This is a genomic window from Ferruginibacter sp., from assembly GCF_031391665.1.
GTDB lineage: Bacteria > Bacteroidota > Bacteroidia > Chitinophagales > Chitinophagaceae > Ferruginibacter.
Genome location: NZ_JANMUN010000092.1, coordinates 1 through 24295, shown reverse-complemented (window position 1 = coordinate 24295; position 24295 = coordinate 1). Strand labels below are relative to the sequence as shown.

The window sequence follows — 24295 nt, the reverse complement described above, 5'->3', positions numbered from 1 at the left end:
TTATTAAAATATTTTATTCCCTTCTTCCTTCCTTTTTATAAACCTAACTTTAGGCTTTTTTAACGCCGCTGCAGTTTCACTTTCCTCAGAATATAAATCAGCATCTGTGAATTTTAAAACTTTTTGCTTATGATTGGCTTTAGGGCTACTCCAGTTTATTTTGGCTGCAAATGCTGCAGTGCTTAAATCAGGCATTGTGTTTAATTTATTTGTTAAATATTGCATTACAAAAATGCTTCGTATTACATTACTAAGTGTTATATAATGTTGTAATTAAATTGCATAATTCACACTTCAAGTAATACAACCGGGTTTGCCTGGGCCGGGCAAAGCAAATTCAGGAGTTTTCACCGGCTTCTTTTATTTTATCTGCGATATGTTCCTTTGAAAGTTTATTTATCTCGTGTTCAGTTTTATCCTCTGCATCTATTACTGCATTATTTGCATGCTCATGCGATGCTATCAATTCGTTAATTTTAAAATGAAGCAGGGCAGAAAAACGGTTGAATGATTTTTGAATAATGAAAAAACTTAAAAATGTTACACTGAGTATTATATCCCTCACGCTTTCCTGAAAGTTTTGTGCATTATATTGTTTATTAGTGAGCCAGTATATAACCGTACTCAAAGCAATTATAAAGGTGATGGAATTACCCAATACCACTGTAGCTGCGGCAGTGAGTTTTTCAAATATTTTTTCTACAGTTCTGTACAGGTTTATCATAATTTATTATTTATAGTTTGTTTATTTATTTTTTTACAATTAAAAAAGGGCTGTTGTTGTCAACAGCCCTTACATTAAACCTAAAACCCTGCTTTATGCTTATTTGCTCAATACAATTTTTAGTATTAACGTAACCGAAACCGTTAATAAATTACAATTCATTATCTTAAATACAATTCCAGTTCTACCCTCCTGTTTTGCGCCCTGGCTGTTGCATTAGCGTTTGAAGTAACTGGCCTTGTTTTACCATAGCCCGAAATTACAATTCTGCTTTCGGCTACACCTTTAGTTAACAAGTACGATTTTACTGCATCAACACGGCTTTGAGAAAGTGTGGCAGCATTTTTTTCAATCGCATCTGTGTGTCCGCCTATTCTTAAATTATAATCAGGATATTCATTTAAAATATTAGCTACTTCATCCAGCATTGGATAAGAGGCTACTTTAACTAATGCATTACCTGTTTCAAAATTTATACGGCGGGTAGCAAACTGTAAACGTTTGGCCACTTCTTTTTTTACAGCAGGGCAACCATTATTGTTAGCATCACCCATTACTGTGGGGCATTTGTCAAATGAATCTAATACACCATCTCCATCAGTATCTAGAGGGCATCCTCTTACATCAACTTTAACACCGGTTTTTGTATCGGGGCATTTATCATCCGAATCTATTATTCCATCATTATCACTGTCTGCTGCACAACCACGGGAATCTACTTTAACTCCTTTTTTAGTGTCAGCACATTTATCCATCGCATCTTCTACGCCGTCGCCATCCGTATCGGGGCAACCGCTAAACAAATCCAATCCTGCAGCATTGGGGCATTTATCTTTTGAATCTTCTACGCCATCCGCATCACTGTCGGGGCAACCTTTAAATCTTGCAAGACCCGGTACATCGGCGCATATATCATCAATATCACTTACACCATCTTTATCCTTATCCTGGCAACCATTCATGCCTTCTGCCCCCGGCAAAGTGGGGCATTTATCTAAATAATCTGCTACACCATCTTTATCTGTATCCACAGGGCAACCCGTACCGTCGACCATTACACCCGGAGGCGTGGAAGGACATTTATCCCTTTTATTTTTAACACCGTCGCCATCGCCATCTTTTTTCATATCGTACTTAGATGGAGCAGTTGTCGCATCCTGTGCATACAAAACAGCGGAAGCATTTATAAAAAATACTACGGGTAAAAGCTTTATTATTTTTTTAAGATCCATTAATTTTTTTTTAGTGTTTGTGATGTAAAATTTTAATACAGTAATGAGATAAATAATATTTAAAAACTAATCAGTTATCAAACTTTCAAACTGCCTAAAGAACTGAAAAGCCCAAATGCTTTTAACAACCAGATAATAACAATAATTACCACCACTACATTAAGGATGCTTTTAATTTTGCTATCCATGGGTATGTATGTATTTACCAACCACAGGATAACACCTACAACTACCAGTACAATTAAAATAGTAAGAATCGGCATAATTTTTTTTTAAGTTTAAAACAAAGGTCATGCCTTTTATTATTTTTATTGTTACACAATACTTTTAATAATTTACATCATTCACACATTGTAATTGTATTTTTATGCAGGATAAAAAAATGTTTCAGGCGTTTTGAATTACTGCATAGTATTTGTAATAATTATTGCATACCTGACTGATTATCTACTAAATTTTATAAATGAATTTACGTTCCGGCTATCCCTTTTGGTTAGCAAAAAATGGATTGCCCTTTGATTATCCCAAACTGCAAAAATCATTGAGTGCAGATGTAATTATTATGGGTGGCGGTATATCCGGTGCCCTGATGGGGTATCATTTAATAAATGCAGGAGTTAACTGCATTGTTGTTGATGCCCGTAGCATTGGTTTGGGCAGCACCTGCGCCAGCACTTCGCTGCTGCAATACGAAATTGATACACCGCTTTTCGAATTGAAAGAAATGGTGGGTTTAAAAAATGCTGTACGCAGTTACCAGCTTTGTGCAGATGCCATTATTAAACTGGGCAAGATTGCAAAAAAAATAAAATTTCCCGATTTTGAATTTAATAACAGCTTGTACTATGCCGCTTACAAAAAAGATATTAATTTTTTGAAGGAAGAATTTTTAATAAGAAAAGAACAAGGCTTTAACGTAGAATACCTTAATGAAGCGGCAGTTAAAAAACAATTTAATTTTACTGCACCCGGTGCAATACTTTCTGAAGCCGGTGCACAAACCAATGCTTACTCTTTTACGCATTCGCTTTTGCAGTTTGCAATAGCAAAAGGGGTAAAGGTTTTCGACAGAACACCGATTGCTAAAATTGCACATCATAAAAATGGAGTAACGCTTACAACAGAAACAGGGTTTACTTTAAAAACAAAAAAACTGGTGTATGCCACTGGGTACGAAGCGGTGGAATTTATTGATAAAAAAATTGTTGACCTGCACAGCACTTTTGCCTGTACCAGCGAGCAGGCAAACGAAAAACAAAAATTCTGGAACAAAGATGTATTGATATGGAATACTGCCGACCCCTATTTGTATATGCGGAGCACCAAAGACAGAAGAATTTTAATTGGTGGCAGAGATGAAGAATTTTACAGTCCTGCAAAAAGGGATTTACTTTTGCCCGCCAAAATAAAGCAACTGATAAAAGATTTTAATAAAGTTTTTCCTGACATAGTATTTAAACCTGAGTTTAGCTGGGCGGGTACATTTGGGGCTACTAAAGATGGGTTGCCTTTTATTGGTAACTATAAAAAATTGCCCAACAGTTTATTTGCACTGGGCTTTGGCGGCAATGGTATTACTTTTAGTTTAATAGCAGCCGAAATTTTAACGGCAGAAATTACCGGCAAAAAAAATAATGATGCATCAATATTTTCGTTTGAAAGAATGTAAAAATAATTTGCACCAACGGTTTACAAAATATTTATTGTTTTATAGTATCTTTTTTATTTACTGGTGGAGGTGTTGTTATAATTCCCTTTTTCTTATTTATTGCTTCCTGCTTTTTTAAATCCGCAGCTTTTTTTGCCTCAGCTTTTTTCTTTTTTCTAAAATATCCCCTTAACAAAATATTGCTTTTTGCAGCTTCCATATTTTCGTTTAATCCTTTTGTTGCATTTTGTACATTTATCATGGTAGAATCAAGTGCCTTGCCTAAATTACCATTGTTGATTTTAGTAGTAAATTTTGCAAATTGGCCAGTACTGGTTTGCAGGTTGGTTAATGTACTTTTAAGACTGTTAGAAAACCCTTCATCTGAAATTAATTTAGATAATGCCCCATTTCCATTATTCATTTTATAACTGAACTGGGCAAGCTGCGCCGTTATAATACCTGCATTATCCACACTTGCTTTTACACTGTTCATCACATCGTCCATTTCAACAGGATTTTTTGAAGCGATCATGTCGTTATCTTTTACAACTGTACCGGAAGGGTTTCCGGGAAAAATTGTTAGCACCTTATCCCCCATCAACCCATCCGAACCAATACTTGCTTTGGCATCTTTTTTAATAAAAGGTTGTATTTCTTTTTTTATAATCAGATCCACCATTACCGAAGTATCGGTTATCAATTGTATATTATCAACAGTGCCAATATTAATACCGGAAAAACGCACATTATTACCCACCTTTAAACCACTAACGGTTTTAAACTGTGCTTTTAAAAGAAAGGTTGAACCAAAGAGATTTTTCTGTTTGCCAACAAAATAAACAGTTACAGTAAAAGCAACCAGTGCTATTATTACAAACATGCCTAATTTCCATTTATACCCCGTATTATTTTTCATATCTTGCTTTTAATAAATGATTATATAAAAAATGATCGCACCCATCCGTCATTACTTTTTTCCAGTTCTTCGTAAGTGCCTTCAATATGTATTACACCGTCTTTTAAAATTACCACCCTGTCGCCGGTAAGTTTTGCGCAAGCCATATCGTGTGTTATAATTACAGAGCTTGTTTTGTTTTTTTTCTGGATAGCCAATATCAATTCACTTATTTCTCTTGAGGTAATGGTATCTAAACCGGTAGTAGGTTCATCGTACAAAATAATTTCGGGTTTTAAAATAAGTGTACGTGCCAAACCAATTCTTTTACGCATGCCACCCGATAATTCTGCCGGCATTTTATCAACAGCTTCTGCAAGGCCTACACTTTCCAATGCGTCCATAACAGCCTCTTCAACTTGTGCAGCAGAAAGTTTTTTTGAATGGCGCTTTAACGGAAATTCCAGGTTCTCCCTTACCGTCATAGAATCGTACAATGCCGAATTTTGAAAAAGAAAACCAATCCTTACCCTTAACGCATTTAACTCACTGTTATCTAAATTGCTGATATCTGTATCAAACACTTTTATAACACCTTCATCCGCTTCTACCAAACCCACTAAACATTTTATGGTTACCGATTTACCCGAACCTGATTTACCCAGCACCACCAGGTTCTCCCCTTTGGTTACAATAATATCCACTCCTTTTAAAACATCGTTATGCTCCCCAAAAGATTTGCATAATCCTTTTATATCAATAACAGTTTCGTTACTGTTTGCTGCATGTGACGGTATATTTATTTGTTCCTGTATCATTATTATTTTAGAAAAAAAGATCTGTTATTTGTACCGCCAGCATATCAATAATAAATATAGCCAGCGATGCAGCTACCACTGCAGAGTTAGCAGCCTTACCTACACTTTCGGTGCCGTTGGCTGCAGTAAAACCTTTATAGCAACCAATTAAACCAATAACAAAACCAAAGAAAAATGTTTTAATAGTGGCAGGAAAAATATCTAAAAATTCAAGCGATGCCAGCACTTTTGAAAAGTAATTGTATAAGTTAACATCGCTGTGTATATTAATACCAGCGTAGCCGCCCAAAATACCAATCGCATCTGCGAATATCACTAATACAGGTATCATTAATGTAGTAGCCATTATTCTGGTAACTACTAAATATTTATAGGGATTAATGGCAGATACTTCCATTGCATCTATTTGCTCAGTTACCTTCATGGAGCCTAACTCGGCACCAATACCCGAAGCAATTTTACCTGCACAAATTAATGCAGTAATTACAGGTGCAATTTCTCTTATTAAAGAAAGTGCCACCATACTTGGCAACCACGACTCTGCACCAAACTCCACCAATGTAGGCCTTGATTGCAATGTAAGCACCAGACCCATAATAAATCCTGTAATACCCACCAACGGTAAAGATTTATATCCAATATTATAACACTGCTTTATAAATTCTTTAATTTCAAAAGGCGGTTTAAATACTTCTTTAAAAAACCTTGCAGTAAACAGTGTTATATTACCAGCATCGTTAAAAATATTCTTTAAATAAACAATCAAAATTTTTTTCTTTTATAAGTGCTTTAATTATTTATTCCGGTAAATATTATACGAAAACATTCTCATCAATCAGTAATTATACAATTCCTGTGCCTTTATATTCAGCTTTATGATAGCGGGATTTGTGCAAAATATTCCCCAATTATTATAATTGAAGGGGTAGTTGTATTTTAAATTGCGGTATTATTTTCTACTGTTAGATGGTGAGAACTAAAAATCGGGTGGGCAGCTTTTTTAAAATAATTAAAAAACACTATTTGCCAAACATTACATTGGGAATGCCTTCAATAGAAGTTAAAAATCCTGACTTATTTAATCCGGAAGATAGCCCAGGCGATGTTTTTGAAGAATTTTGTGTGGGGGAATTTACTGCCGGAGTTTTTTCAGCAGGTGTTGTTTTATCCGTTGCAGTTGATGGTAATTTTTTATTGGGCAAAGACGGGTAGAAGAAAAGATATAATATTACAACCAGCTGGAAAGCGGCTGCAAAACTATCTCTTTTAATACTTTTCATTTTCTTAATTGAAGGGTTATGAGATTTTTGTACAGGTGCAAAGATGTATAATTTATTTGATAGAACTGTTACATAACTTTTAAATAATATTACAACATTCACACTTTGCAAAGGCCTGTAATTTTATGCTGGTTTAAAAAATAATTGTTGCTGTATTGGCATTGGCTGTCTCCGTTAGTATTTCTTTTTCCCCTGCATTAATCAATTCCACTTCGCATGAAATTTTTATTTCATCCCCTACCATTAAACCGCCGGTTTCTATTGCACTATTCCAGGTCAAACCCCATTCGCTTCTCAGTATTTTTCCGGTAATTGTAAATCCTGCCCTCTCGTTTCCCCAGGGGTCGTTTATAATTCCACCAAAGGCAACATTTAATTTTACGTGTTTGGTAATCCCTTTCATGGTTAAATCGCCCCATAATTCATGGTTACCATCAGCGTCCGGTTCTTCTATTGTATTTGCAGTAAAAGATATTTGCTTATGATTTTCCACATCAAAAAAATCAGGGCCTTTTAAATGTTCATCACGTTTGGCATCGCCGGTGGTTATTGCATCAGCGTCAATCCATAAATCAATTTCGGCAGTGGTAAAATCTTTACCTGTTGTATAAATGTTGGCATCAAATGTTTTAAATGCACCTTTAACATGCGAAATCATTAAATGCCTTATTTTAAAACTGATGTCGCTGTGTGCCAGGTCAATCGACCATTTTATTTGATTTGCCATTATGGTTACTTTTAAACGGTTGCAGAAAGTGGTAGTGGTAGAAGAGGGAACGGATTAATTTATTTCCTGAGTTTATTTAAAGCCGGTACAAAGATGAACACCTTTAAACTTATAACTGTTACATAATTAAAAGAAAAATTTATATCATTACCACATTTACTGCTGCTCCTTTGTAGGAATAATAAAAAGCGGAATGGAGGTTTGGCGCAAAACATTTTCTGTTACACTGCCCATTACAATTTGCTCCAGCCATTTGCGGCTATGGGAGCCCATAACAATAACATTTGCAGTTATATTTTTTGCAGCTGTTACTATCGCATCTGCAACATCGCCTTCTGTTACCATTATTTCAATGGTATCGTCGCCCAAATGTTTTTTTGATTTCTCCAGGAAATTATGCGATGTTTTTTTCAGGTGATCGACAATGTCCGGCTGCATTATTTCGGTATCCATATAACCGCCAAAACCCATTATAGGGGAATACATTGCCGAAGAATAATATACCGGATCGGCAACAATATGCAGCAACACAACCTGTGCACTCATGGCTTTCGCCAGTGCAAAACCATCTTCCGCAATTTTTTGTGCAGTAGGATCATAATCCAGCGCAATCAAAACTTTTTTCATTTGGTATATTATATTTTTTCAAGAATAAAATAGAGTGCTGTTTATTCGCCTTTATCTTCTTCCAGATCATTATGATTATCGCCACCTAAACTGTAATAATTATTTTCTTCATCTTCATTTCCAATTGCCTCCTGCTCATCATCCAGTTCGCCACCGGGAATATCCAGATCGCTGCCGGAAACATCTTCACTAAAATCTTTTTCATTGTTTTTCTCTATTTCATTCTCTTCATTATATTCTTTTATTTTACTAATATCTTCAGGATCTACAGCTTCTTCTTTTAAAAATTTATTATAAATATCTTCTTTGGCCGGATAGTTTATATCCTTCAAATGATCTTCATCCTCATTACGTAACCGGGTGCCATTTTTTTTATCACTCATGTTTTGTGTAAATATTTTTTAGAGAAAATTATTTATTATTCACATTACCGGCATACTTTTTTAACAAAATGCCTAATGAATTGTTGTACTCCTTTAAATTTTTAATGGCTATTTCCGGGTCGTTGGTTTCGGGTATTAGAACAGGCATTTCATTTACATACTTTGCCAGTAAAGGAAATTTTTCCAGTAAGGAAGCAGCATTTATCAGCATATCATTTTTGATATCTAATGGAGTGTTCATAAGGTGGTACTTTTATAAATTGTATTTTTTTTCATTTACTTTTTTCTGCTCCGTATTGACAGCAGTGTATTTTAATAAAAAAATATTCAATACAAAGATGGATATTACTGCAATTATAATTGTTATACAATTTGAAGGAAGATTTACATTATTCACACATTTTTAAACAGGTAATCCCGAAAATTTATTTCACTATTTTATTAAGTTCTTTATCTCCTTCCGTTTCGCCGGAGGTCTTCACAGCCGGGCAATAAGCGTGGGGTATGACCCCGGCGTGTAAAAAGAAACTTAAATTTACAAAAGACCACTTTGTAAATTAATAGGAATGGCAATTCGTTATAAATACTCTGATATTTACTCCATGTATTTTTGCGATTACGTTTCGCCGGGGTCTTCACAGCCGGGCAATAAGCGTGGGGTGAGACCCCGGCGTGTAAAAGAAACTTAAATTTACAAAAGACCACTTTGTAAATTATAGGAATGGCATTTCGTTATAAATACTCTGATATTTACTCCATGTATTTTTGCACTTTTAACTGTTGCAACGAGGAGTTGGCGTAAAAATATTGAAGCACTTTTAAACACCGGGGTCTCATGCCAGCGCACTAAGGCTATGCTATGAAAACCCAGGCGGAACGAAAATTTATTTCATTATTTTATTACGTTCTTTACCCTCCTTCTTGCGCATTATTATCAGGATAAATGTTCTTAAGTTCGGCTTTAAATCTTTTATCTTCTTTAAAATTGCTTTGTATCAAAAAAACAATTACTGTTATAAATGCCAGTGAAACTAAAATTATTAACAGCCACATCATAATTTTTAATTTAAGGTTATTACTGAATAAGATATTAAAAAGTGAGTTGTATTTTTAAGCTTTCAAAATTACATTCAACGCTTTTCTTACCCCATTTTTAAAATGTATAAGTTTGTCTTTTGCTGCCCGATTTTATACAGGCCTTAGCCATTTGCAACATTGTTTCCAGCTCAAAAGGTTTAATAATATAATCAGCAGCACCAAGTTTTATAGCGGCAGACCTGTCAATTATTTCTGAATTTGTAGTGGAAAAAATAAATGGTATTTCGCAAGTAGCGCTCCGTGCTAAAAGCAACCGTAAAACTTCGTGTCCATCAATTCCAGGCTTAGGCGTATCGCATATTATCAGATCGGGTATAAATTGCCGGGCAAGTTCAATCCCTTTTTCTCCATTGCTGGCAGAAAAAATGTAATACCCTTCCATTTCAAAATATTCAATCAAATTCTCCAAAATATTGAAGTTGTCTTCAATAAGTAAAATTGATTTCACTTTCATTTTACAGTTGATGAATTAGGGGTTAAAAGATCAGCAAGTTAGCCATCCTTTAAAGGATAAGCATTACACAATTAATTTTATGAATTGCATAATTCACATACCTTCATTCGTGTATATTTTTTGCAAACACCGTTTCCGTTTCGCCTGAGTCATCGTTTCGCCGGGGGTCTTCACAGCCGGGCAACAATAGTGGGGTGAGACCCCGGCGTGTAAAAGAAGTTTAAATTTACAAAAGACCACTTTGTAAATTAATAGCAATGGCAATTGGTTATAAATACTCTGATATTTACTCCATGTATTTTTGCGATTTACCTGTTACAACGAGGAGTTGGCGTAAAAATATTAAGCTCTTTTAAACGCGGGGTCTCATGCCAGCGCACTAAGGCGCTGCTATGAAGACCCCGTCGGAACATCAAAAACACTACTCATCATTTAATTATGCAGGATTATTTCTTGCTTCTTCTAGATCCCACACACGGTGTTTAGCAATAGCGCTGATAAAATCTTTTACAAAACCTGCACCAGATTCCTGCAGTACCGCAGGGTCTTTCGCCATAGTTTTTTTAACATTTGTCAAATCAATAAATGATTCTGTGTGCTTACCAAAACCTATTGTTTTACAATGCTTATAAGCTTCGTTTACAAATAAAATTGCGGCCGGGTCTGTCTTTAAAATATCAATAGATTTTTTACCTGACGCAACATAAACTGCATCAAAACAAACACTGCCCGTACTTAGTAATGAATGATCTGGTATAAATGTATTTTTATCTTCGGCAATCACAGGTGCCATAGTTTTTGCAATTAAATGAACAACCGCACCACCAGCTTTTAGTTTTGCAGCTACATTATTTACCGAAGAAGCATTTACACCATCTGCTATTAAAAAAGCAATTTGCCTGGTTTTGATACTGTCTTTAATTGTATTTTCCATGCTTAACTTTTCCGACTTCTTCAACATCATTTCAAATTCCTTACTTTGATAATCATTAGGGTTAGCATCAGCAGGAAAACTTTGGTTGACAGGACTTTGTGGTTTGACAGGTTTAATACCTAAATTATCCCCTACCTTTTTTGGAAGATCTTTATTTATAAAAGATAATAAACCAACCATCCTTTCTCTTATTGCAATTGTTTGCACTTTCGATAATTCAAAAGTTAGTGCATTAATGATATGTTTCTGCTCCGGTAAAGTTTGGCTGTTAAAAAATAATTTTGCCTGAGAATAATGGTCTATAAAACTTTTGCTTCTGTTCCGTATTTTCTGTCCATCCACCCGTTGGTTGTGTGATGTAAAACCGCCATCTTTAATACCTGCCTGAAAAGGACAACCGCCAGCTAAACTATTAGGTTCATAACTTACTTTTCCTTTGCTTATTGTTTGCCGCATCATACCATCCCGCTGGTTATTGTGCACTTCATTAATAGAACGGTTAATGGGTAACTCATGAAAATTAGGCGTACCAAGGCGTGACAATTGTGTATCAGTATAAGAAAATAATCTACCCTGCAATAAGGGATCGTTGCTAAAATCTATACCAGGTACTAAATGGCCAGGATGAAAGGCTACCTGCTCTGTTTCAGCAAAAAAATTATCAGGGTTTTTATTCAATGTCATTTTACCTACAATTGTTACAGGTACTAATTCTTCAGGAACCAGTTTGGTTGGATCGAGTAAATCAAATTCAAATTTGTGTTCATCTTCTTCCGGTATAATTTGTAAGCCTAATTCCCATTCAGGAAAAGCACCACTGTCAATAGCTTCGTACAAATCCCTTCGGTGAAAATCTGAATCTTTTCCAGATATCCTGGTAGCTTCATCCCAGCAAACAGCATGAACACCCAACAATGGTTTCCAATGAAATTTTACAAAATGAAATTTACCGTCCTTATTAATTAATTTAAAAGTATGTACGCCAAACCCTTCCATCATCCGTAAACTTCTTGGCAAGGCACGGTCACTCATGGCCCACATAATCATGTGTAATGATTCGGGCATTAGTGAAATAAAATCCCAAAAGGTATCATGTGCTGAAGCTGCCTGCGGCATGCCATGGTCAGGCTCTGGTTTTACGGCATGTACCAAATCAGGAAATTTCATGGCATCCTGTATAAAAAATACAGGAATATTATTTCCTACTAAATCATAATTACCTTCCTGCGTATAAAATTTTACAGAAAAACCCCGTACATCTCTGGCCATATCTGTAGAACCAGCACCACCGGCAACAGTAGAGAACCTTACAAAAACAGGTGTCTTTATTGTTGTATCATTTAAAAATCCGGCCTTGGTATATTTGCTTAAATTTTTGTACAATTCAAAATAGCCATGTGCCCCGGAACCTCTTGCATGTACAATTCTTTCAGGTATTCTTTCATGATCGAAGTGAGTAATTTTTTCTCTTAAAATAAAATCTTCTAAAAGTGTGGCACCTCTATCACTATCCTTTAATGAATTTTGATTATCATTTATTTTAAGTCCCTGGTTGGTTGTTAATGCCTCATTATCATTTACGACAACAGATTTATTTAATTGTTCAATTTTTATATTGCTTCCTGCTTTGGGGTTTATTTTCTTTTTCATAATATTTTTTTATTGCTTAAAACAATTAAGGTTACCTCAAAAAATAAGGCAACCTTAATATTAATAATCAAGAGCAGTAAAATAATTTTATAGCTCTCCTGATATTTTTAATTTTTAATTGCCGCAGAATTTAATGCGGTATCTGCAATAGAAGTCAGCAATTCATCACATTTTTTTTCTTCTTCCAGTGTTTTCAGTAAATTAGTTAAAGCCACTTTTTGATTTAAAACTTTTGCAAAGGCAGCCAGTGTGCCATAAGTAGCAATTTCATAATGCTCTACTTTTTGCGAAGCGCCAATAATACCTGCATCCCTTACCGCACCGGGTTGGGTTTCTTTCATAATTCCTTCGCCCTCTTTTAATAATCCTTCCATGGCATCACATTTTTTTGCGACTGGCTTTTTACCTATAGATTCAAAACATTCTTCTAAACGTGTAACATGTTCTACAGTTTGGGAAAGATGGTCTGCAATAGCTTTTTTTAATTTAGGAGAAGTAGCATTTTTTTGCATCTTAGGTAATGCTTTTGTCAATGCTTTTTCTGCCCAGTAAATATCTTTTAAACTGTCTTCAAAAAGATCTTCTAATTGTTTAGCAGCATCCTTTTTAGCCGGAACTTTAGTTGCCGGAGCTTTTTTTGTTTGTGTGTCCATGGTTTGTAATTAAGATTTAAAATCGTTAAGAAATAATGATTTTAAATCCGTAATTCCATGCCAATAAATTTGGTTGCTTTTCCATTTTGTCGGGGTCTTCACAGCCGGGCAAAAAGAGTCTCCGTTTCGCCGGTGTCTTCACAGCCGGGCAAAAAGCGTGGGGTGAGACCCAGGCGTCCGTTTCGTCGGGGTCTTCACAGCCGGGCTACAAGCGTTGGGTGAGACCCCGGCGTTTAAAAGATGCTTAAATTTACAAAAGACCACTTTGTAAATTAATAAGTAATGGCAATTCGTTATAAGCACTCTGATATTTACTCCATGTACTTTTGCACTTTTACCTGTTGCAACTGGATAAACCTTTTTGAAATTTCAAACACTTACGATGCAGTTTATACCTGGTTTAAAGTATTAAAAGATAAATACAACTGCGATGTGGTTGCATACGTAATAATGCCCAACCATGTACATTGTATCCTCTATTTTAAAGACACAGGATTTGATTTGAATAAAATTATCTCCAATGGTAAACGTTTTATGGCGTATGAAATTATAACACAGTTAAAAGATAAAGGAGCTACTGATGTTTTAAAAACTTTGTCGGATGCTTTAACCGCAATAGAAAAAAGAAAGGTCAATTGCATAAAGTTTTTAAAGATTCCTTTGACGCCAAGGCAATATATTCGGAACAATTTTTAATGCAAAAGATAGCTTACATACATTATAACCCTGTAAGTTGTAAATGGAATTTAGTAAATGATTTTACTAATTATGAACATAGCACTGCGTCGTTTTATGAGTTAGGTATTAGTAAACATTTTACGCCACTGCATTATAAAGAAATATAAAAATGCAAGAGTGGGTGTAAAAATATTTAAAGCGCTTTTTAAACGCCGGGGTCTCATGCCAGCGCACTAAGGTGCTGCTATGAAGACCCCGGCGGAACGAAAATATAAAAATGAGAATTGGGTGTAAAAATATTTGAAGCTGTTTTAAGCGCCGGGGTCTCATGCCAGCACACAAAGGCTATGCTATGAAGACCCCGTCGGAACGAAAACTCAGGCAGGAATATAAATATCAAATTGTGCACCTTTGTTTAATTCGCCGTTTGCAGTAATTGTACCATTATGGTTTTCAACAATTTTTTTTACAATAGCAAGGCCAATACCGGTGCCTGCATACACATCTTTGCCGTGTAATTTTTGAAACACCCCAAAAATGCGTTCGTTAAAACGTGGTTCAAAACCAATGCCGTTATCTTTAACCGTTATGTGGCAATAATTTTTATCAGGCGAAAGTTTTTTATTATTTAATTTACTGCCTTTAGCAATACAGCCTGTTATTACAATATGCGATGGCACATCCGGATTTGAAAATTTTAATGCATTGCTGATAAGGTTATACATAAGCTGCCGAAACTGAAAAGCAATAATATTGGCACTGCAGAGTTCCGTGGCATCAATGGTTGCATTTTTTTCCTGTATTGTTTCTTTCAGCTCGGCTTTTACTTCGTTTATAATTATTTTAAGATCAGTTTTTTCAAATACCAGTTCGGTTGTACTGATACGGGAGAAGGCTAACAGATCATCGATCAACTGCTGCATTCTGCCTGCAGCCAATTGCATGCGTTCTAAATTATATTTTCCCTTTTCGGATAAATTTTTACTTTCATTTTCCAGGATGATGGTTACAAAAGTTTGAATTTTTCGTAATGGTTCCTGCAGATCATGACTTGAAATATAAGTGAATGCCAAAAGCTCTTTATTGGCAATAATTAATTCTGCAGCCCGTTTCTCTTTTTCTTCGTTTTGAAAAGCCAGCTCTTTATTGGCAATAATTAGTTCTGCAGCCCGCTTTTCTTTTTCTTCGTTTTGAAAAGCCAGTTCTTTATTGGCAATAATTAATTCTGCAGCCCGCTTTTCTTTTTCCTCGTTTTGAAACGCCAGTTCTTTATTGGCAATAATTAATTCTGCTGCCCTTTTTTCTTTCTCATCATTTTGAAATGCCAGTTCTTTGTTGGCAATAATTAATTCTTCAGCCCGCTTTTCCTTTTCTGCTGCCCGTTTTTCTTTTTCATCGTTTTGAAATGCCAGCTCTTTATTGGCAATGCCTAATTCAGCGGCACGTTTTTCTTTCTCCTCGTTTTGAAAAAGCAATTCTGTGTTGGCAATATGTAACTCTTGTGCCCGTTTTTCTTTCTCTTTATTTTGAAATGCCAGTTCCCTGTTAGCAATGCTTAACTCTGCTGCCCTTTTTTCTTTTTCATTGTTTTGAAAAATCAATTCTTTATTGGCAATGCCTAATTCGCCGGCACGTTTTTCCTTTTCTTCATTTTGAAATGCCAGTTCTTTATTAGCAATACCTAATTCTGCGGCACGTTTTTCTTTTTCTTCGTTTTGAAATGCCAGTTCTATGTTAGCTATGCTCAGCTCTGCTGCCCGTTTTTCTTTTTCTTTATTTTGAAATGCCAGTTCTGTATTGGCAATACTTAACTCCGCTGCCCGTTTTTCTTTTTCCTCGTTTTGAAAAATCAATTCTTTGTTGGCAATGCTCAACTTATCCTCATCTAAATTTTTTATTTTATTGATACTCATTTTGCTAAAGTTGAGGTGGTTAAAAATGTAATTGATTCTATTTAATAACTTAAGTATTTACCGCTGTCAGCACAAAATTTTCAGTATTGGGCTGTAAAATATTTTTTTGGATCAAAAGTGAAAGCGTATGCAGAATTATTTTTTTGAATTGCGAAAATTCTGATGGCTTTCTGATAAAATATGTTGCCCCGTTTATATACAGCTGGTTCACTACTTCCTGCTCAAATGAAGTAGAAAAAATAACCACCGGCAGCATATCTAATTTTTTATTTTGTTTTATTTCGGCCAGGCATTCAAACCCGTTTTTACGGGGCATATTTAAATCCAAAAAAAGAATATCAGGAAGCTGGTTTATTTTATTTTCAAGCCACTGCATCAGCTGCTCCCCATCATGCACTGCTGTAAAGTTTTCATTGGCTATTACTCCCTCAATTGCTTCTTTAAAAAAAAGGCAATCATCCTTATCATCATCTGCTAGAAGTAACCTGAAAGATTTTATACTCATGCGTTAAGTATATATTTCAATGTGCCGTTAGAAAATATATTTTCTGCGGCCATCGGCAATGCATGATGTATAACCTGCACCAGTTGTGCAAAATTAGAAGGCTTGTGTATGTAAAGATCGGCACCCGTTTTAAAGAGTATCTTTATTTTATCCTGTTCTGAGGATGTTGAAAACATCACCACTGGTATATCTTTCAATTTTTTATTTTGTTTTATTTCTTCTAAACATTCAAAACCATTTTTGGCAGGCATATTAATGTCGAGAAAAAGAACATGGGGCAATTGTTCTGTATTTGCTAAAAGGTAATTCATCAATTCGTCCCCGTCGTTTACAGTGGATAGACTTGTAGTAAGCGGCAATGCTTGTAAAGCATCTTTAAAAAAATTGCGGTCGTCAATATCATCATCTGCAAGTAAAATATTCATTTGTTTTGTGTTCATAAAAGTATTTTTAATTGATGTTTTTAAATGGTGTTTCGCTGTGTGGTTTTTTTTCTATAAAAATGGTGAGTATATCTTTAATAATTTTTTTCAACTCTTCAAAATCGGAGGGCTTGCGAATATAATGGTGTGCCCCCATATTTAAAAGTGTTTTTATAAGGTTATCTTCTAAATCCATCCCTCTTGTAAAAGAAGTGGTAAGCATAACAATGTAAAGGCTCGTAAAATTTTTATCCCCTGTTATTTCTGCCAGGCATTCGAACCCTGTTTTGCGGGGCATGCTTAAATCTAAAAAAACAATATCAGGTAATTTTCTTTTATTTTCTGTAAGGTATTCCATCAGTTGCTCACCATCAGTTACGCAGGTAAGATGAGTGGCAATGGCTATTTCCAGCAATGCATTTTCAAAGAAAGCACGGTCGTCCCTGTCGTCATCTGCAAGGAGAATATTAAGTGCTGTGTGTGGTTGTTCTGCATTCATTTTATAGTATTATTTTAATGTATGTCCTGGTTCGTGTCTCACAAAACAATTTTTTGATTCGCTATAATGGTTCGTGAGACACGAACCAAGGCAGCGGCTGCGAAATTCAGCTTGCAGCTTTTTCTATTATTTTGTTCAATGCGTTTTTAATAACAATTTTAAGCTGTTCAAAACTGCCCGGTTTGCGTATGTAATCATGTGCACCAATATTGCCAAGCATATCTGTTATATTTTTTTCATAATTAATATCCCTTGCATAAAAAGTTGAAAACATTACTACAGTAATTTCTTTTAAAATAATATCTTCTTTCATTTCTGTTAAACATTCGTAACCCGTTTTACGGGGCATACTTAAATCGAGAAAAATAATATCGGGCAGCGAATTTGTATTTTTAAAAAGGTAATCCATCAATTCGTCACCATCATTTACAGTAGCAAGTTGTGCTGCTATCTTTGTTTCATTTAAAGCTTTCGCAAAGAAAAAACGATCGTCCCGGTCATCTTCTGCCAGCAGAATTTTAAGATAAATTTGTTTTGATTCAGTGTGCATTTTAAGTTTGATGAGCTGTGAGCTTTGAGCTATATACCAATAAACCAAATAACTAATAAACCATTTAACCAATTAACTAATAAACCAATAAACTAATTAACCATCACATCCTGTCCATATACCAGGTTAATTGTTTTTCTAATTTTTTGTGATGAATGATAGTGCTGATATTTCTTTGCAGGCGCACAAAAGCGGTTTCGCTTTTTACCACATAGTCGTATGCTTTATGATGCATACAGTTAACGGCCACATTAATATCATCCTGCGATGATAAAATAACTACCGGAATTTCGGGACGCTCCAATTTTATTTTGTCTAGTGTTTGCATGCCATTCATCGCAGTTTTATCAATGCCATCCAAATGATAATCTAAAATAATTAGATCAGGATTGTGCGACAATTGTGCTACGCAAAGTTCACCAGAGGCAAATGTTTCAATACTAAAATCGGCATGCTGCATAAATTCAATTTCTAAAGATTTTAAAAACAATGCATCATCATCTACCAAAAAAAGTTTTACCCGGTGTTTGTCATCGGTTGTTTCGTTATTCATGAGTTAGTATTTTTAATGCTGTTATATGCTGCCTTGATTCGTGTCTACGAACCAATTTTAAATTCGTCCACGCTGGTTCGTGAAGACACGAACCAGGGCTGGGCATGCGTTTACCTGCTACTGCTTCGTTATTCATGAGTTTGTATTTTTAATACTGTTATATGCTTCTTCCATTTCTATACAAGCCTGGCCGCAGGCTTTTTCCAATTGCAAAACAAGATCGTGTACCTCATCGTTTACTTCCGGGGCTATTGAATATTGCTGAATTTTTTTTGCCATGGCTGTAAAATCAGGGTTCATCCCAACAATTGAAAACGAAGGAATCATTTTATGTACTGCTGACTGCAGCAGCTCCCAATTTTTACCGGCCAAACTTTGTTTTATGGTATTTATTAATGGTGGTGTTTGCTCCAGGTAAAGCTGTATCATTTCCATCATCAGTTTTGGATTTGATTTGGTATGCTTTTGTAAATACTCCAGGTTGGTATATTTTATTGCAGCAATAATTTCTTCAACCGTTCCCGGCTTTTCCATCAGCTTAATTATTTTACTGTACAATAATTTTTCGTCAACAGGTTTTGATATATAATCATCCATACCCACGGCTTTACATTTTGCAACATCGGCGGTAGTAACATCGGCAGTTAATGCAATAATAGGAATTGCCGAATGCATGGTGTGGCGGATATATTCTGTTGCCTCAAAGCCATTCATTTCGGGCATTTGTAAATCCATCAGTATAATATCGTAAGCACCGGTATGTAATTTTTCTATTGCCAGTTTTCCATTGGCACAAATATCACAGTCAAATCCAAAATCTTCTAAAAGCGTTTTTACTAATAACTGGTTTAATGCCACATCTTCTACCACCAGCACTTTTATATTTTTAATTTGTGCAGCAATTTTTATTATTTCTGCTGCAGCTTCTACCCTTGCGGTTGTTTTTTTAAAAGATAATGTAAAACTAAAAACAGCGCCTTCGCCCACTTTGCTTTTTACGGTTATGTTGCCGCCCTGCATTGTTACCAATTGTTTTGAAATGGCAAGCCCCAGCCCGGTGCCGCCATATAATCTTGTGGTATCGGCCGATGCCTGTTGAAAATTTTCGAAAATGCTGGCTATTTTATCCTGTGGTATGCCAATGCCTGTATCGCTAACTGCAAAAGCAACAGTTACTTTTTCTTCATCTTCATTAAGCAGGCTAACGTTTACCGTTATTTTTCCTTGGTTAGTAAATTTTACTGCATTACTTAATAAGTTTAAAATAATCTGGTGCAAACGTACAGGGTCGCCTACCAGCACTGCAGGAATTTTATTATCATATTCCTTAACCAACTCAATATTTTTTTCCTGAACTTTTGGCTCAAACAAATGCATCATTACCTTTATAGAGTCCGCTAATTTAAAAGGTATTTGTTCAAAGGTCATTTTGCCCGAATCAACTTTTGCCAGGTCGAGTATATCGTTGATCAATACTATTAAAGCATCGCCGCTTATTTTTATTGCGGTTAAATATTCTTTTTGTTTTTCGGTTAAATCAGTTTTTAATACCACTTTGCTAAAGCCGATAATGGCATTCATTGGTGTCCTTATCTCGTGGCTCATGTTGCTGAGAAACTGCTGTTTAGATTTTACGGCTTCTTCTGCAATTGCGGCTGCTTTTTCTGCATTATCTTTTGCCGCTTCCGCAATTACCGTAGCCAGCTCTGCCAGTTCTTTTGCTTCTCTTAATTCTTTTGCATATGTTTCGTAAATGACTAAGTTGCCCTCCCTGATTTTTATCTGTTCACTAATATCAGTAGTAACGCCAATCCACATTTTATGTTTTCCATTTTCATCTTTTACCGGCGATGCTATATTTAAATGCCATACATAATCACCCGCTTTATTTTTAAAGCGCATTTCCATTACCAGATCTGTTAAGGTTACTGTTGCATTTTGAAAACGGGTTTGAAATTCTTCCAGCTCATCCGGATGGATAATTTGATGATATCCAAAATCCCTTAATTCTTCAAAATTAAATCCTGAAAAATCTAACCAGCTTTTATTAAAGTAAGTCACCTCACCATCAACATTGGCATTACTTATTTTTGCAGGCATCAGGTCGGCCAATTGGCGGAAATGAGCTTCACTTTCTTCAATTTTTTTGCTGGCAATTACCTGTTCTGTTACGTCCACCGCCATGTCCATAATACCATACACTTCGCCAACTGCATTAAAAATAGGTTTATAGGTAAAATCAAAATAGTATGTGCCTAATAACCCGTCTAATTCTAATTCGGCACGGGCATTATTTGAATGATAAGTTTTGCCTGTGGTAAACACCTCATCCAATATTTTTAAAAAGGGTTGCCCTTTTAATTCCGGAACAGCAACAGCTAATGGTTTTCCAATTACACTTTTTCCTTTGCCCCAATAGCCAATCATTATATCGTTCGCTACTTCTATTTTCATTTCCCTGCCGGTAAACATGCAGGTAGCCACCGGTGCTTCTTCAATCAACGAACGGAATTTTATTTCGCTTTCTTCGATTTTTTTTCTTGAAAGAACCTCCCCGGTAATTTCATGTGCCAATGCCATTACTCCCGAAATTGTACCATCAGCATCTTTTAAAGGCTCGTACACAAATTTTACAAACGCATTTTCAATTTTTCCGTTTCGTTTTAAATTAATAGGAAGTTCATCTGCTACAAAACGTTCGCCTGTTTTGTAAACATTATCCAGCAATTCTTTAAACCCCTGTTCCATCAATTCGGGCAGCACTTCAAATGCAGGTTTGTTTAATGCCTGTTCTAATGTTCTGTCCCACATTTCATACATGCCTTTATTAATAACTTCTATTACATAATTTTGGCCGCGTAATACACATATTGCAACGGGTGCCTGCAATACCAGGTTTTGAAACCTGGTTAATAATTCTTTTTCTTTAAGCTCATTTAATTTTTGTTTGGTAATATCTCTTGATACAGAAAGTATGCGGTGCAAATTTTTATCAGTTCCATCTTCCTGCACGGGCAATACTATTATATCCCACCACTTAGGAGTGCCTTTTGCTGTGGGGCCAAAAAGCTGCAACTGAATTTTTTCTCCGCTTTTTGCTGTTTCTACTGCATCTTTTATTATTTGCCTGTTATCCGGTTCCCACATATCCCACCAATAGGTATTTTGTACCTGCTCAAAATCATCCAGTTCTAACAGGCAAATACCATTACTGTTCATAAATTGCAGCCTGCCATCAGCATCCAGCATTTTAATACAATCGGGGCTGCTTTCTAATACTGCCCGGTTAAAGGATTCGCTTTCTTCAATTTTTTTAGTAGCAATTACCTGTGCTGTTACTTCATATCCAAAAACCAGTATAGAAAAAATATTTTTATACTCATCGTACATTGGTTGGTAACTGAAGTTAAAATATCTTTCCTCCGGTGCTAAACCCTCATCACGGGCTAATGTTATTGGAATATTTATACCCACATAAGGTTCGCCGGTGTTGTACACATTATCCAACAGTGTGTCAAACCCCTGTCCTTCTAATTCTGGCAGGGCCTCCATAATGGCCTTGCCTTTTATTTCCCGTTTGCCAAATAAACTCTGGTATTTTTCATTTACTAATTCATATACATGATCTGGCCCGGCAAGCGTGGCTACAAAACCAGGAGCTGTCATCAGCATATCGCTGAAGAGTTGGTTTTGTAATTCTACTTTTTTACGGGCAAGTACCTGCTCTGTTACATCAGTAGCTAAAACCATTACTCCCGAAACAGACCCATCATTTTCATGATAAGGCTGATACACAAAATTGAAATAATAGGTTTCTTTTTCTCCATTTTGCCGCACAAAATAAGCAGGCTGCTCAGTGCCGTAATGCGTAACCCCATTTTGCAGCACATCTAATAACAATGCCATAAAAGGCTGTTCTTTCATTTCTGGTAAAATTTCCAGATATGGTTTACCAAGTGCTTCCTCACCTGCACTAAAAATTTTCAACATCGGCTCATTGGCCAGTTCCAACGTCATTTGGGTGCCTTTAAAAATACAGATGGGATTAGGCGATTTTTCTACCAGGCTTCTAAACCGCTGTTCGCTTTCAACCAGTGTTTGTTCGGCTCTTTTACGTTCGGTAATATTGCTTGCCGCACCTGTCCATTCTATAATTTCTCCCTTTTCATTTATTTTGGGTACAGCACGGGAATAGGTCCAGGCAATATTTCCATCGGCATCAAATACCTGATGCTCCAGTTCAAATATTTTTTTATGTGCAATGGCTTCTTCAATTGTTTTAATCACTAACGTTCTTTCTGATTCTGGGATGTATTTTTGAAGCCACGAAATGCTGCTGTCTGTTGTATCGGCCAAAAAATCTTTTCCTTCAAGGTTATACATCACCTTCCAATCGGCACTCATTTTATACACTGTATTGGAAGTGGCCATCACCAGTGAGCGGAAGCGTTCTTCACTTTCTATCAAATTTTTTTCCGTTCTTTTTTGTTCAGTTATATCAGTAAAAAGTATGGCTATCCTGCGGCTCTCCACTTCGCCCACTTTAAATGCATATACATCAAACATGCGGCCCATTGCATCTGAACCTTCTATAAAGCGGATAGACTCTCCGGTGGTAACCACTTTTCCATAAATGTTAAACCAGCGTTTTTCAAGATCAGGAACCAATTCCAATATGGTTTTTCCGGCAGCATTCTTTAAGCCGCTTTGTTCTTCAAAAACCGGGTTTACCTCCACAAAAAGATAATCAATGGGATTATTGTGTTCATCAAATAATACTTCCACAATACAAAAACCCTGATCCATGGTATCAAAGAGGCTTCGGTATTTTGCTTCGCTTTCTTCCACTTTTTTTCTTGCATGCACCTGTTCCGTTACTTCGTTGGCTACCACCATTATTCCGGTAGCTGTTCCATCATTTCCAAGTATAGGTTGGAAAACAAAATTGAAAAAACCCTTTTCTGTTTTACCAAACCTGGTAATGGTGTTTTCTAATTCATTTCCAAAATAGGGTACACCAGTATTTAAAACTTGCAACAGCAAAGGTTCTGCAGTACTCCTTGTTTCGGGTACGGAGTCAAACACGGGTTTGCCTACATATTCATTTTCGGCTTTGCCCACTATTTGTAAAAAACCTTTGTTGGCAACTTCCACAATAAAATCCCTGCCTTTAAAAATGCAAATTGCCACGGGTGCCTGCATTACTAACGACCTTAACTGTTCTTCGCTTGCTTTTATTTTTAAATTGAATTCAGCCTGCGGTGTTACTTCGGTAGAAATTATTGCCACGCCTTCTATTTCGTCATCTACATTGCGCTGCGGCTGGTAAATTAGATTGTAATAAACTAATTCTTTAATACCCTTGCGGAGCAAGGTAACAGGTACTTCATTAGCCTGCACGGGCACGCCTGTTTTATATACGCTCAATAAAAGTTTATCAAAACCCTGCTCTACCGATTCGGGTATTGCATCAAACACCGATTGTCCGATTATATTTCCCTTGCCCCAACTCTCTAATATAGCATCGTTGGCAATTTCAATTATCATATCCTCACCTTTACAAATGCTAATGAGTGATGGTGATGAACGAACAAGTTCATGGAAACGGTGTTCGCTTTCTTTAATTTTTTTCTGTGCTGATGCTTTTTCGGTTACATCTTCAATAGAAAGCAGGATCAATTTTTCTTCTTTTTTTTCTCTTGTAATTTCAAGGGCGCATAATAAAATAGTTCGTATACCAATAGATGAAAAATTATGAGTTACTTCATAATCAGTGATCTGTTTTTTTTGTGGTAACACTTCTTCCAGCAAAGTTCGCAGCTCTGGTATATTCCATTGCCGGTTGCCCAGGTCATAAATTAATACGCCTTCTGTTTCCTGTTCATTTACTTTAAATGTTTTGTAAAAAGCTTTGTTGGCGGTTTTTACACGCAGGTGTTTATCCAGCACCAGCAAAGGTTGGTAAAGGGTGGCAACAATGCTTTCGTTGTAATTTCTTGCATCTGTTATCTGCTCGTTCAGGCCAATTAATTCATGGTTTAAAACTGTC

26 protein-coding genes are annotated in these 24295 nt (G+C 35.9%); 3 read left to right on the top strand and 23 right to left on the bottom strand.

Features of this window, described 5'->3' with window-relative positions; translation table 11 throughout:
* Nucleotides 1-3: 3 nt before the first annotated feature.
* The 4 genes from ACY651_RS07255 to ACY651_RS07240 form a co-directional block, all read right to left on the bottom strand.
* A complete protein-coding gene (locus tag ACY651_RS07255; RefSeq protein ID WP_462251175.1) occupies nucleotides 4-195 on the bottom strand; it encodes a hypothetical protein in 192 nt (63 codons plus the stop codon).
* Nucleotides 196-337: 142 nt separating this feature from the next.
* The gene (locus ACY651_RS07250; RefSeq protein ID WP_462251173.1) at nucleotides 338-724 is read right to left on the bottom strand and encodes a low affinity iron permease family protein; all 387 of its coding nucleotides are present in this window, start codon (nucleotides 722-724) and stop codon (nucleotides 338-340) included.
* 161 nt (nucleotides 725-885) lie between these two features.
* Nucleotides 886-1956, bottom strand: coding sequence for an OmpA family protein (locus ACY651_RS07245; protein ID WP_462251171.1), 1071 nt, complete (start codon nucleotides 1954-1956; stop codon nucleotides 886-888).
* Nucleotides 1957-2033: 77 nt separating this feature from the next.
* Nucleotides 2034-2219, bottom strand: coding sequence for a Thivi_2564 family membrane protein (locus ACY651_RS07240; protein ID WP_462251169.1), 186 nt, complete (start codon nucleotides 2217-2219; stop codon nucleotides 2034-2036).
* A 200-nt stretch (nucleotides 2220-2419) separates the two neighbouring features.
* Between ACY651_RS07240 and ACY651_RS07235 the strand changes: the two genes are divergently transcribed.
* The gene (locus ACY651_RS07235; protein WP_462251167.1) at nucleotides 2420-3625 is read left to right on the top strand and encodes an NAD(P)/FAD-dependent oxidoreductase; all 1206 of its coding nucleotides are present in this window, start codon (nucleotides 2420-2422) and stop codon (nucleotides 3623-3625) included.
* A gap of 31 nt (nucleotides 3626-3656) precedes the next feature.
* On the opposite strand, the gene ACY651_RS07230 is transcribed toward ACY651_RS07235, so the two are convergent.
* The 12 genes from ACY651_RS07230 to ACY651_RS07175 form a co-directional block, all read right to left on the bottom strand.
* Complete coding sequence (locus ACY651_RS07230) at nucleotides 3657-4523, bottom strand: MlaD family protein (protein WP_462251165.1); 867 nt, start codon at nucleotides 4521-4523, stop codon at nucleotides 3657-3659.
* Nucleotides 4524-4543: 20 nt separating this feature from the next.
* Entirely contained in the window at nucleotides 4544-5320 is a 777-nt protein-coding gene (locus ACY651_RS07225) for an ABC transporter ATP-binding protein (RefSeq protein WP_462251163.1), read from the bottom strand.
* 7 nt (nucleotides 5321-5327) lie between these two features.
* Nucleotides 5328-6086, bottom strand: coding sequence for an MlaE family ABC transporter permease (locus ACY651_RS07220; RefSeq protein ID WP_462251161.1), 759 nt, complete (start codon nucleotides 6084-6086; stop codon nucleotides 5328-5330).
* Between the two features lie 253 nt (nucleotides 6087-6339).
* Nucleotides 6340-6600 carry a hypothetical protein gene (locus ACY651_RS07215; RefSeq protein WP_462251159.1) on the bottom strand — a complete coding sequence of 87 codons (261 nt, stop codon included), beginning with the start codon at nucleotides 6598-6600 and terminating at the stop codon, nucleotides 6340-6342.
* 133 nt (nucleotides 6601-6733) lie between these two features.
* On the bottom strand, nucleotides 6734-7327 hold the full coding sequence (locus tag ACY651_RS07210) for a YceI family protein (RefSeq protein ID WP_462251157.1): 594 nt from the start codon (nucleotides 7325-7327) through the stop codon (nucleotides 6734-6736).
* Between the two features lie 156 nt (nucleotides 7328-7483).
* Nucleotides 7484-7954 (bottom strand): universal stress protein, encoded by a 471-nt coding sequence (locus ACY651_RS07205; RefSeq protein WP_462251155.1) that lies wholly within the window; start codon nucleotides 7952-7954, stop codon nucleotides 7484-7486.
* Between the two features lie 41 nt (nucleotides 7955-7995).
* Nucleotides 7996-8337 (bottom strand): hypothetical protein, encoded by a 342-nt coding sequence (locus tag ACY651_RS07200; protein WP_462251153.1) that lies wholly within the window; start codon nucleotides 8335-8337, stop codon nucleotides 7996-7998.
* Between the two features lie 28 nt (nucleotides 8338-8365).
* Nucleotides 8366-8578: a hypothetical protein gene (locus ACY651_RS07195; protein WP_462251151.1), complete on the bottom strand. Its 213-nt coding sequence runs from the start codon at nucleotides 8576-8578 to the stop codon at nucleotides 8366-8368.
* Nucleotides 8579-9246: 668 nt separating this feature from the next.
* Complete coding sequence (locus ACY651_RS07190; RefSeq protein WP_462251149.1) at nucleotides 9247-9393, bottom strand: hypothetical protein; 147 nt, start codon at nucleotides 9391-9393, stop codon at nucleotides 9247-9249.
* Between the two features lie 97 nt (nucleotides 9394-9490).
* On the bottom strand, nucleotides 9491-9889 hold the full coding sequence (locus ACY651_RS07185) for a response regulator (protein ID WP_462251147.1): 399 nt from the start codon (nucleotides 9887-9889) through the stop codon (nucleotides 9491-9493).
* A gap of 436 nt (nucleotides 9890-10325) precedes the next feature.
* A complete protein-coding gene (locus ACY651_RS07180; RefSeq protein ID WP_462251145.1) occupies nucleotides 10326-12473 on the bottom strand; it encodes a catalase in 2148 nt (715 codons plus the stop codon).
* Nucleotides 12474-12580: 107 nt separating this feature from the next.
* Complete coding sequence (locus ACY651_RS07175) at nucleotides 12581-13126, bottom strand: YciE/YciF ferroxidase family protein (RefSeq protein ID WP_462251143.1); 546 nt, start codon at nucleotides 13124-13126, stop codon at nucleotides 12581-12583.
* 282 nt (nucleotides 13127-13408) lie between these two features.
* Between ACY651_RS07175 and ACY651_RS07170 the strand changes: the two genes are divergently transcribed.
* Nucleotides 13409-13822, top strand: coding sequence for a transposase (locus ACY651_RS07170; protein WP_462251141.1), 414 nt, complete (start codon nucleotides 13409-13411; stop codon nucleotides 13820-13822).
* Nucleotides 13822-13971 (top strand): hypothetical protein, encoded by a 150-nt coding sequence (locus ACY651_RS07165; protein ID WP_462251139.1) that lies wholly within the window; start codon nucleotides 13822-13824, stop codon nucleotides 13969-13971. The genes ACY651_RS07170 and ACY651_RS07165 overlap by 1 nt, the downstream gene beginning before the upstream one ends.
* Before the next feature lie 210 nt (nucleotides 13972-14181).
* Here ACY651_RS07165 and ACY651_RS07160 read toward each other — a convergent pair whose 3' ends face one another.
* The 7 genes from ACY651_RS07160 to ACY651_RS07130 all read right to left on the bottom strand — a co-directional run.
* The gene (locus tag ACY651_RS07160; protein WP_462251137.1) at nucleotides 14182-15717 is read right to left on the bottom strand and encodes a sensor histidine kinase; all 1536 of its coding nucleotides are present in this window, start codon (nucleotides 15715-15717) and stop codon (nucleotides 14182-14184) included.
* 49 nt (nucleotides 15718-15766) lie between these two features.
* Nucleotides 15767-16222 carry a response regulator gene (locus ACY651_RS07155; protein ID WP_462251135.1) on the bottom strand — a complete coding sequence of 152 codons (456 nt, stop codon included), beginning with the start codon at nucleotides 16220-16222 and terminating at the stop codon, nucleotides 15767-15769.
* Nucleotides 16219-16662 carry a response regulator gene (locus ACY651_RS07150; protein WP_462251133.1) on the bottom strand — a complete coding sequence of 148 codons (444 nt, stop codon included), beginning with the start codon at nucleotides 16660-16662 and terminating at the stop codon, nucleotides 16219-16221. The genes ACY651_RS07155 and ACY651_RS07150 overlap by 4 nt, the downstream gene beginning before the upstream one ends.
* Nucleotides 16663-16672: 10 nt before the next feature.
* Nucleotides 16673-17143, bottom strand: coding sequence for a response regulator (locus tag ACY651_RS07145; protein ID WP_462251131.1), 471 nt, complete (start codon nucleotides 17141-17143; stop codon nucleotides 16673-16675).
* A 106-nt stretch (nucleotides 17144-17249) separates the two neighbouring features.
* On the bottom strand, nucleotides 17250-17693 hold the full coding sequence (locus tag ACY651_RS07140) for a response regulator (protein ID WP_462251129.1): 444 nt from the start codon (nucleotides 17691-17693) through the stop codon (nucleotides 17250-17252).
* Nucleotides 17694-17796: 103 nt separating this feature from the next.
* Nucleotides 17797-18246, bottom strand: a complete 450-nt coding sequence (locus ACY651_RS07135) for a response regulator (protein WP_462251127.1) — start codon at nucleotides 18244-18246, stop codon at nucleotides 17797-17799.
* Nucleotides 18247-18378: 132 nt separating this feature from the next.
* A partial coding sequence (locus tag ACY651_RS07130; RefSeq protein ID WP_462251125.1) for a PAS domain-containing protein occupies nucleotides 18379-24295 on the bottom strand: 5917 nt, incomplete at its 5' end.

Coding starts and splice junctions, on each gene's coding strand:
- ACY651_RS07230 (WP_462251165.1), bottom strand. CDS start 4,523: ATGAAAAATAATACGGGGTATAAATGGAAATTAGGCATGTTTGTAATA.
- ACY651_RS07245 (WP_462251171.1), bottom strand. CDS start 1,956: ATGGATCTTAAAAAAATAATAAAGCTTTTACCCGTAGTATTTTTTATA.
- ACY651_RS07185 (WP_462251147.1), bottom strand. CDS start 9,889: ATGAAAGTGAAATCAATTTTACTTATTGAAGACAACTTCAATATTTTG.
- ACY651_RS07135 (WP_462251127.1), bottom strand. CDS start 18,246: ATGAATAACGAAACAACCGATGACAAACACCGGGTAAAACTTTTTTTG.
- ACY651_RS07160 (WP_462251137.1), bottom strand. CDS start 15,717: ATGAGTATCAATAAAATAAAAAATTTAGATGAGGATAAGTTGAGCATT.
- ACY651_RS07195 (WP_462251151.1), bottom strand. CDS start 8,578: ATGAACACTCCATTAGATATCAAAAATGATATGCTGATAAATGCTGCT.
- ACY651_RS07250 (WP_462251173.1), bottom strand. CDS start 724: ATGATAAACCTGTACAGAACTGTAGAAAAAATATTTGAAAAACTCACT.
- ACY651_RS07225 (WP_462251163.1), bottom strand. CDS start 5,320: ATGATACAGGAACAAATAAATATACCGTCACATGCAGCAAACAGTAAC.
- ACY651_RS07235 (WP_462251167.1), top strand. CDS start 2,420: ATGAATTTACGTTCCGGCTATCCCTTTTGGTTAGCAAAAAATGGATTG.
- ACY651_RS07255 (WP_462251175.1), bottom strand. CDS start 195: ATGCCTGATTTAAGCACTGCAGCATTTGCAGCCAAAATAAACTGGAGT.
- ACY651_RS07140 (WP_462251129.1), bottom strand. CDS start 17,693: ATGCACACTGAATCAAAACAAATTTATCTTAAAATTCTGCTGGCAGAA.
- ACY651_RS07180 (WP_462251145.1), bottom strand. CDS start 12,473: ATGAAAAAGAAAATAAACCCCAAAGCAGGAAGCAATATAAAAATTGAA.
- ACY651_RS07215 (WP_462251159.1), bottom strand. CDS start 6,600: ATGAAAAGTATTAAAAGAGATAGTTTTGCAGCCGCTTTCCAGCTGGTT.
- ACY651_RS07165 (WP_462251139.1), top strand. CDS start 13,822: ATGCAAAAGATAGCTTACATACATTATAACCCTGTAAGTTGTAAATGG.
- ACY651_RS07205 (WP_462251155.1), bottom strand. CDS start 7,954: ATGAAAAAAGTTTTGATTGCGCTGGATTATGATCCTACTGCACAAAAA.
- ACY651_RS07200 (WP_462251153.1), bottom strand. CDS start 8,337: ATGAGTGATAAAAAAAATGGCACCCGGTTACGTAATGAGGATGAAGAT.
- ACY651_RS07190 (WP_462251149.1), bottom strand. CDS start 9,393: ATGATGTGGCTGTTAATAATTTTAGTTTCACTGGCATTTATAACAGTA.
- ACY651_RS07175 (WP_462251143.1), bottom strand. CDS start 13,126: ATGGACACACAAACAAAAAAAGCTCCGGCAACTAAAGTTCCGGCTAAA.
- ACY651_RS07240 (WP_462251169.1), bottom strand. CDS start 2,219: ATGCCGATTCTTACTATTTTAATTGTACTGGTAGTTGTAGGTGTTATC.
- ACY651_RS07210 (WP_462251157.1), bottom strand. CDS start 7,327: ATGGCAAATCAAATAAAATGGTCGATTGACCTGGCACACAGCGACATC.
- ACY651_RS07150 (WP_462251133.1), bottom strand. CDS start 16,662: ATGAACACAAAACAAATGAATATTTTACTTGCAGATGATGATATTGAC.
- ACY651_RS07155 (WP_462251135.1), bottom strand. CDS start 16,222: ATGAGTATAAAATCTTTCAGGTTACTTCTAGCAGATGATGATAAGGAT.
- ACY651_RS07170 (WP_462251141.1), top strand. CDS start 13,409: ATGGCAATTCGTTATAAGCACTCTGATATTTACTCCATGTACTTTTGC.
- ACY651_RS07145 (WP_462251131.1), bottom strand. CDS start 17,143: ATGAATGCAGAACAACCACACACAGCACTTAATATTCTCCTTGCAGAT.